We start from the raw sequence: 7,758 nt of genomic DNA, 5'->3' as shown, positions 1-7,758 counted from the left end.
GGGCCGGCCAGTTCTTCACCGGGAACCCGTCCGCCCCCGGCCCGAAGATCGAGCACACCGTGCGGCGCGGCGCTGCCGGCAACCCGCCGGTCACGGTCGATCCCCGAGGGCCGCCCGTGACGGTCGACGGCCGCGCGCGGCCGGTGCCCTTAGAGCTCTAGGACGCCGTCGACCCGCCGGGGAACCCCCAGGGGATTGTCCTCGCGCAGCTCGGGGGGGAGCACACGCTCCGGGGCCGACTGAAAGACGATGGGTCGCTGGAACCGCCGCATCGAGGTCACGCCGACCGAGGTGAAGATCGAGGTGGTGGCCGGCCAGGGGCCGCCGTGATTCTGCGACCAGGTGACGGCGACACCCGTGGGCCACCCCTCGAAGAGCACGCGCCCGGCGCGCGCCGAGAGCGACTCCACGATGTCGTCGATCTCGTCGGCGGCCTCGGCATGGACGGTGGCCGTCAGACTGCCCTCGACCGCGTCGAGCGCCGCGAGCAGCTCGGCGTGATCGTCGTACTCGACCAGCAGGGTGGTCGGACCGAAACATTCGACGAGCAGCTCGTCCGGACGCGCCGCGACAGCGGTCGCCGTGGTGCGGAGCACGACGGGCTCCGCGTCGGCTCCCGCCCCGGGTTGCTCGATCGACCCGCTCAGGGCCGTCACGTCGGGATCCGACGCCAGTTCGCGGAGCCCCTGCGGATACGCGTCCGCAATCCGTTCGGTGAGCAGGCGGCCCCCGCCCCGGCCCGCCGTCGCCGTACGGAGCAGCTCCGCGAACCCGGAGTCCCGGGGCGCGAGCACCACGCCCGGCTTCGTGCAGAACTGTCCCACGCCCAGCGTGAACGACGCCGCCAGGCCCTCCGCGAGAGCCGTCCCGCGGGCCGCGACCGCGGCCCGCGTGATCACCGTCGGGTTGATGCTGCCGAGCTCGCCGTAGAACGGGATCGGATCCGGTCGCGCCGACGCCAGATCGAACAGGGCGCGCCCCCCTGCCACGGACCCGGTGAAGCTCCCGGCTTTGATCGCCGGATCCGTGATGAGCGCCGTCCCGACCTCACGACCCTCGACCATCGCGAAGGTCCCGGCCGGGGCGCCGAGCCGAGCGAGCGCGTCGGCGACGATCGACGCGGTCAGCTCCGAGAGCCGCGGGTGACCCGAGTGGGCCTTCACGATCACCGGGCAGCCGACCGCGAGCGCCGCCGCGGTGTCGCCGCCCGCGACGGAGAAGGCGAACGGGAAGTTGGAACCCGCGAACATCGCGACCGGGCCGAGCGGGACGAGGATCCGCCGCAGATCGGGTCGCGGCGGCGTCGCGGAGGGCTCGGCGTGGTCGATGACCGCCTCGCGATACGCGCCGTCCTCGATCGCCGAAGCGAAGAGACGGAGCTGACCGGTGGTGCGGGCGACCTCTCCGCGGAGCCGCTCGGCGTCCAGGTGGGTCTCCTCGACAGCGGTCGCGACGAGGCGGTCCCGGGCGTCATCCAGATCACTGGCCATCGCGCGAAGCCAGCCGGCGCGTTCGGCGGATCCGGTGCGTGCCAACGGGGCCGCCGCGTTCCGGGCGGCGGTCGTCAGACGGGCGAGCTCGTCGAGGGGGGTCGACATGGTTTCTCCTCAGTGTCGGAAGTCGAGGCCGATCCCGAGATGCGGGGTCGGGTGCAGCCGTCCGTGACGGACGGCGACGGGCGAGGGCCCGGTGAGGGCGCCGAGGTCGCCGAACCCGGCATCCTCGACATCCTCGACCCGGGTCGGGCGGGTCAGGGCGAGCGCGAGCTGACCGGATATCTCGGGCAGCAGGTGGGGCGCCAGGGTCGTCCCGGTGGCGTCGGCCAACCGCGAGATCTCGAGGAACGGCGTGATGCCCCCGACCCGGATGACGTTCGGCTGGATCACATCCACCGCCCCGGCCTCGATGAACTCGCGGAACCGGTACACGGTGTGGACGTTCTCCCCGAGCGCGATGGGGACGCCCGTCGCGGCGCGCAGGCGCACGTGCCCGGCGAGGTCGTCGGCGCGGAGAGGCTCCTCCAGCCAGTCGAGCGAGAACGGCGCGAGCGCGTCCACCGCACGCAGGGCGTGATCCAGGCTCCAGCGCTGGTTGGCATCGATCATGAGCCCCCGGTGCGGACCGAGGACCTCGCGGACGGCCCCGATGCGGTCGACGTCCTCCGCCAGATCGGGTTTGCCGACTTTGACCTTCACCGCGTCGTACCCGGCATCGACCCACCGCCGAACCTGGGCCACGAGCTCGGCCCGCGAGTAGTGCAGGTTGACGCCGCTGCCGTAGCAGGCCACCTCATCGTGTCGCTGCCCGAGCAGGCCGGAGATCGAGGTCCCCGATCGCCGCGCGGCCAGGTCCCACAGGGCCAGATCGAGCCCAGCCATCGCGATGGTCGTGATCCCGCCGGGACCCGCCTCATGCAGTCGCGCCCAGAGCTGCGGCCAGAGCTCCTCGGCATCGGCCGTGCGCCCGCTCGCGAAGTCCCGGATGTCGTCGCTCAGGAGGGCGAGGACGGCGGTGGGGCCGATCGTCGGCGTCCAGCTGAAGCCGTGACCGACCGCGCCCTCCGAATCGACGACGTCCACCGCGACCACATGGATCTCACGGACGTCCTCCCCCCACGGCCGGTGCAGGGGGATGCGGAGGAGCCGAGCCGAGAGCTCGTCGACGACCGGGCTCACAGCGCCGCGGCCCCCACCAGTTCGAGCCCGCGGTCGAGAATCGAGCGCAGTTCCCGCTCCTGCTCGGACGACGGGTCGACGAGAGGCGGTCGAACCGACCCCACTTCCAGCCCACGCTGCCGCAGTCCCGCCTTGATCAGCGACACCCCGAATCCCGGGGTCTGATCGCGCAGCCGCACGAGCGGCAGGTAGAACTCGGCGAGCAGCTCGTGCCGGCGCTGCTCATCGCCGGACGCGTAGGCGTCGTAGTAGGCGGTCGCGACCTCGGGAATCATCGCGAACGCCGCGGACGAGTACAGCGGGACGCCGAGGCCGCGATAGGCGCCCTGCGTCAGCTCGGCGGTCAGGAGGCCGTTGAAGAAGCTGAAATCGTCGCGGCCGGCGGCGCCGACCGCCGTGACGATCTCCTGCACCACTCCGACGTCGCCGGTGCCGTCTTTGAAGCCGACGACCCTCGGGTCGCGAGCGAGGCGCGCCATCACCTCCGGCGTGTACTGCGCCGTGCCTCGGTGGTACACGATGACCGGCAGCGAGGTGCCCTCCGCGATCGCCTCCACGTAGCGCTCGAGGCCCGCCGCCGGTCCGCCGACCAGGTAGGGCGGGAGCACCAGCAGTGCGTCCGCGCCCGCTGCCTCCGCGAGGCGCGCGCACTCGAGCGCGTGACCGAGCGGTCCGCCCGCGCCGGCGACGACCGGCACCGCGCCCGCGACGGCCGTCACCGCGCCCGCGACGACGGCGCCGACCTCGGCCGCGGCGAGGGCGTGGAACTCCCCGGTGCCGCAGGCGGGGAACACGGCGCCGGGGCCGTAGGGCAGACGGGATGCCACGTGCTCGGCGAGGACCGCCGCGTCGACGCGGCCGGCGGCGTCGAAGGGGGTGACGGGGAAGAACAGGACACCGGCGAAGTTCACGGGATCTCCAAGGGGGTGGCGGATGGGGCGGGCTCGCGCAGCTCGGAGCGCCAGTCGTGCTGCGGCGACCAGCCGAGCATGGTCTGCGCCTTGGCGATCGAGAACGCGGGAGCGGTGCCGACGAGATCGCGCGCCAGCTCGCCGACACCCCGCAGGTACCGGGGAAGCAGCTCGGCGAGCGGTTCACGCGCCAGAGCATCCGACGCGCCGACGAAGAACGTCTCGCCGTTGGGGACCTCGTCCATCCGCTCCAGCAGAAGAGCGAGGAAGCTCGCGACGTCGCGCGCGTCCACGTAGTTGAAGAGCGCCGGAGCCGACAGATCCGGGTCGGCGAGACGCTCGCGCACGGTGTGCCCCTGCTGCGTCGGCGCTCCTGCCCACTCCTCCGGCGCGATGACGTAACAGGGCCGGAACGAGGCGAACCGGGATCGCTCCCCGTATGCCGTCGCGAGCATCCGGGCGATCGATTCGGCGAAGAGCTTCGAGAGCGCGTACGCGTTCCAGGGGCGGGCCGGCTCGAGCTCGTCGAGCGGCAGGCGTTCCGGCATCCAGCCGGCAGGGTTGCCGTAGCCCATCACGGTGGGGCTGCTCGCGGTGATGATGCGCGGAACCCCCGCCTCGGCCGCCGAGGCCAGGACGTTGTAGGCGAGAGAGACGTTCGTCGTGAGGATGCGGTCCTCCGGTGCGCTGAAAGGCACCGCGATGGCGGCCAGGTGGATCACCGCGTCGGGCGCGTGGGCGGTGACGAGCGCCCTCGCGGCGTCGATGTCGCGCAGGTCGACGGTCTCCTGGACCGCCGGGAGCCCGTCCGCTCGCCGCGCATCGACCGACACGACGTCGTCGCCCCGGGCGGCGAAGTGGCGCACCACGCTCTGTCCGAGACGACCCGCTCCCCCGGTGATCAGTACGCGACTCATGAGACGACCCCCGGACCGCGGCCGATCGTGAGGTCGGCGCCGAGGTCGAGCGACGCGACGGCGACCGGCAGTCCGGTCGCGAGCGAGCGGTTGCCGGCGATCCCGACCGCGATCGAGCGCACGCCGTCGAGGTATCCCGACGGCCTCCCCAGCGGATCCGGTGCCGGCCCGAAGAAGACGTCGCGGAGCAGCAGGGCGTCGCCACCGCCGTGCGCCGACTCGCCCCGCGGGATCTCGATCTCGCGCGGTTCCTGCCAGTGCGTTTGGACCGTCAGGTGCTCCCCGCGGCGGCGCGGGGCCGTGGAGTCGGGGGATGCGCTCGGGTCGAGCACGCCGCTCTCGTCCGCCGTGACCGCCGCGCGCTCGACGACTTCGAGCTCCGCGCGACCCCGGGTGCCGTTGATCGCGACGCGGTACCCCTCCCACGGGCTGTGCGCGTTCAGGGAGTAGGACATGGTCGCGCCACGCTGGTAGTCGACGACGAGCGCGAGGTTGTCCTCGATGGTGATCCCTGGTCCGAAGACGTCCGCGTCGCGGACATAGCCGTCGATGCGGCCGGGTTCGAGGTAGAGGGCGGCCAGGCGCGGGTCGTCGCGCAGGTCGAGCTCGAACGGGTCGTGCGGTCCGTCGTGGGTGCCCCGGGCGGGGCGTTCGCCGAGCCCGCGGGCCCGCGCGTTCTCCTCGCCGTAGAACCGCAGCCCGCCCGACGCGAAGACGCGCACGGGGCTGTCGGCGATCCACCAGTTCACCAGGTCGAAGTGATGCGACGCCTTGTGGATGAGGAGGCCCCCCGACTTCGCCTTCTCACGGTGCCAGCGGCGGAAGTAGTCCGCGCCGTGCGAGGTGTCGAGCACCCATTCGAAGGCGATGGAGGTGACGTCGCCGATCTCGCCCGATTGCACGATCTGCTTGAGCATCGTGTTGCGGGGCGAGTAGCGGTAGTTGAAGGTCACCGTGACGTCGCGCCCGGACGCGCGCGCCGCGTCGACGATGCGTCGCGAGCTCGGCGCGTCGATGGTGAGCGGCTTCTCGACGACGACGTCGCGACCCGACGAGAGCACCCGCACGATGTAGTCGGCGTGGGTGAAGTCCGGCGACGTGATGATGACCCGTTCGACATCGAGGTCCTGCAGCCGGGTCTCGAGCGCGTCGGGCTCGAAGAAGGCGGGAGCCGGCGCCCCCCGAGAGGCGAGAAGCGCTTCGTAGTAGGCGGCGCGGCCCGCGTTGGTGTCGCACATCCCGACGAGCTGCGCGACGTCCGCGTGCGGACCCGTGATCGCGTCGACGTACATCTCGGCACGGTGGCCGGTGCCGACGATGACGTACCGCGTGCGGCCCATCTACTTGATCCCCGTCGTCGCGATGCCGCGGATCAGGAAGCGCTGCCCCACCACGAAGGCGAGGAACACCGGAAGGAGCGAGACGACCGACATCGCGAACATGCCTCCGAAGTTCGACGCGCCCTGTGCGTTCCTGAATTCGTTCAGCGCCAACGGAACGGTGAACAGGGTGGGGTCGGTGAGGTAGATCAGCGGCCCGAAGAAGTCGTTCCACACCCAGACGAACGTGAAGATCGCCGTCGTGGCCAATGCCGGCACCATCAGCGGCAGCATGATCTGGAAGAAGATGCGGAAGTGCCCTGCACCGTCGATGCGCGCCGCCTCGTCGAGCTCCCGCGGGATGGCGCGGATGAACTGGACCATCAGGAAGATGAAGAAGGCGTCCGTGCCGAGGAACTTCGGCAGCAGCAGGGGCCAAAACGAGTTCGTCATCCCCAGGTGATTGAAGAGGATGTACTGCGGCACGATGATCGCGTGAATCGGCAGCATCAGCGTCACGAGCATCGCACCGAACATGATCCGCCGTCCCGGGAACGACAGGCGTGCGAACGCGTACGCGGCGAGTGAGCACGAGACGAGATTGCCGAGGATCGACCCCGCCACCACGATCGTGGAGTTGAGCAGGTACTGGCCGAAGTCCGGATTGAGCGCGCTCCATCCCTTCGTGTAGTTGTCGATGTCGAAGGAGAGCGGCCACAGCCCCGGTTCGCGGAAGATCTGATCGTTGGGGCGCAGCGAGCTCACGATGAGCCACAGCAGCGGGTACAGCAGCAGGATCGTGAGGGCGACCAGGAGCACGTGCCGGGCCACGGCCCGCGCGGTCGCGCGGCGTGCGCGTGCACGCTGGGCGTGTTCCCGGGCCGCCGTCGGAGCCAGGCTCGGTCGGACGTCGATCGCGGTCTTAGTCGTCATAGAACACCCAGAATCGAGACGTGTAGAAGGCCACAGCGGTGAAGGCGCCGATGATGGCGACGAGCAGCCAGGCCATGGCGGACGCGTAACCCATGTTGAAGTTGGTGAAGCCCTGCTGGTACAGGTACAGCGAGAAGAACAGGGTGGAGTCGGACGGCGCCCCGGTTCCTCCCGAGACGATGTACGCCTGCGTGAAGGCCTGGAACGAGCCGATGATGCTCAGCACCAGGTTGAAGAAGATGATCGGGCTGATCATCGGCAGCGTGATGCTGCGGAAGCGCCGGACCGCTCCCGCGCCGTCCATCGAGGCGGCCTCGTAGTACATGACGGGCACCTGACGGAGGGCGGCGAGGAAGATCACCATCGGCGCGCCGAAGCCCCAGACCGCCAGGAGGATCAGCGTCCCGAGCGCCGTATCGGGATCGGAGATCCACCCGGGGCCCTGGATGCCGAACAGGGCCAGGAACTTGTTGAGCAGCCCGTCCTGCCCGAACATCTGGGTCCAGAGGATCGCGACGGCGACCGAGGAACCCAGCAAGGAGGGCAGGTAGAACATCGACCGGTAGAAGCCGAGACCGCGGATGCCCCGGTCGAGCAGGAGCGCCACGGCGAGGGCGGCGATCATGCACAGCGGCACACCGACGAGGACGTAGGTGAACGTGACGCCGAGCGAGTGCAGCAGACGCGGGTCCTGGAAGAGGGCGAGGTAATTGCTGCCGCCAACCCATCTCGGCGCCTGGAACAGGTTGTACTTCGTGAACGAGATGTAGAACGAGCTCACCACCGGAATGAGCGTGATCAAGACGAAGCCCACCATCCAGGGCAGGAGGAACACGTACGCGGCGCGCGCGTCACGCTTCTGCTGCACCGTCATCCGGCGGGAGCGGGACCTGGCCCGCCCGTCCCGGAGGCTCGCGAGCTCGGTGAAGATGCTCATCGATCGGTCTGCCTTCCCGCTCTCCCGCGCCGATGCGAGAAAGCGTTTTCTGGCACGGTAGCCTAA

7 protein-coding genes are annotated in these 7,758 nt (G+C 70.5%); all 7 read right to left on the bottom strand.

The features are described from left to right. Positions 1 to 149: 149 nt before the first annotated feature. Genes ACTHM3_RS10910 through ACTHM3_RS10880 form a run of 7 tightly spaced genes read right to left on the bottom strand, consistent with a single transcriptional unit; the run spans position 150 to position 7,692 of the window. Complete coding sequence (locus ACTHM3_RS10910; RefSeq protein ID WP_440406120.1) at positions 150 to 1,598, bottom strand: aldehyde dehydrogenase (NADP(+)); 1,449 nt, start codon at positions 1,596 to 1,598, stop codon at positions 150 to 152. A gap of 9 nt (positions 1,599 to 1,607) precedes the next feature. Beyond that, on the bottom strand, positions 1,608 to 2,675 hold the full coding sequence (locus ACTHM3_RS10905; protein ID WP_440406119.1) for a mandelate racemase/muconate lactonizing enzyme family protein: 1,068 nt from the start codon (positions 2,673 to 2,675) through the stop codon (positions 1,608 to 1,610). Next, positions 2,672 to 3,586, bottom strand: coding sequence for a 5-dehydro-4-deoxyglucarate dehydratase (locus tag ACTHM3_RS10900; protein WP_440406118.1), 915 nt, complete (start codon positions 3,584 to 3,586; stop codon positions 2,672 to 2,674). The genes ACTHM3_RS10905 and ACTHM3_RS10900 overlap by 4 nt, the downstream gene beginning before the upstream one ends. Next, positions 3,583 to 4,503: an NAD-dependent epimerase/dehydratase family protein gene (locus ACTHM3_RS10895; RefSeq protein ID WP_440406117.1), complete on the bottom strand. Its 921-nt coding sequence runs from the start codon at positions 4,501 to 4,503 to the stop codon at positions 3,583 to 3,585. The genes ACTHM3_RS10900 and ACTHM3_RS10895 overlap by 4 nt, the downstream gene beginning before the upstream one ends. Further along, positions 4,500 to 5,843, bottom strand: coding sequence for a Gfo/Idh/MocA family protein (locus ACTHM3_RS10890; protein WP_440406116.1), 1,344 nt, complete (start codon positions 5,841 to 5,843; stop codon positions 4,500 to 4,502). The genes ACTHM3_RS10895 and ACTHM3_RS10890 overlap by 4 nt, the downstream gene beginning before the upstream one ends. Next, positions 5,844 to 6,755, bottom strand: coding sequence for a carbohydrate ABC transporter permease (locus ACTHM3_RS10885; protein WP_440406115.1), 912 nt, complete (start codon positions 6,753 to 6,755; stop codon positions 5,844 to 5,846). Continuing rightward, the gene (locus ACTHM3_RS10880) at positions 6,745 to 7,692 is read right to left on the bottom strand and encodes a carbohydrate ABC transporter permease (protein WP_440406114.1); all 948 of its coding nucleotides are present in this window, start codon (positions 7,690 to 7,692) and stop codon (positions 6,745 to 6,747) included. Before ACTHM3_RS10880 ends, ACTHM3_RS10885 begins: the two co-directional genes overlap by 11 nt. Positions 7,693 to 7,758 lie beyond the last annotated feature (66 nt).

The organism is Pseudolysinimonas sp., from assembly GCF_051954455.1.
Lineage (GTDB): Bacteria > Actinomycetota > Actinomycetes > Actinomycetales > Microbacteriaceae > Pseudolysinimonas.
The sequence above is the reverse complement of the archived record's forward strand: the minus strand, read 5'-3'. Positions and strand labels throughout refer to the sequence as shown.

Bases quoted from the DNA above. Each gene is read 5' to 3' on its own strand.
- ACTHM3_RS10885 (WP_440406115.1), bottom strand. From the start codon at position 6,755: ATGACGACTAAGACCGCGATCGACGTCCGACCGAGCCTGGCTCCGACG.
- ACTHM3_RS10880 (WP_440406114.1), bottom strand. From the start codon at position 7,692: ATGAGCATCTTCACCGAGCTCGCGAGCCTCCGGGACGGGCGGGCCAGG.
- ACTHM3_RS10895 (WP_440406117.1), bottom strand. From the start codon at position 4,503: ATGAGTCGCGTACTGATCACCGGGGGAGCGGGTCGTCTCGGACAGAGC.
- ACTHM3_RS10890 (WP_440406116.1), bottom strand. From the start codon at position 5,843: ATGGGCCGCACGCGGTACGTCATCGTCGGCACCGGCCACCGTGCCGAG.
- ACTHM3_RS10910 (WP_440406120.1), bottom strand. From the start codon at position 1,598: ATGTCGACCCCCCTCGACGAGCTCGCCCGTCTGACGACCGCCGCCCGG.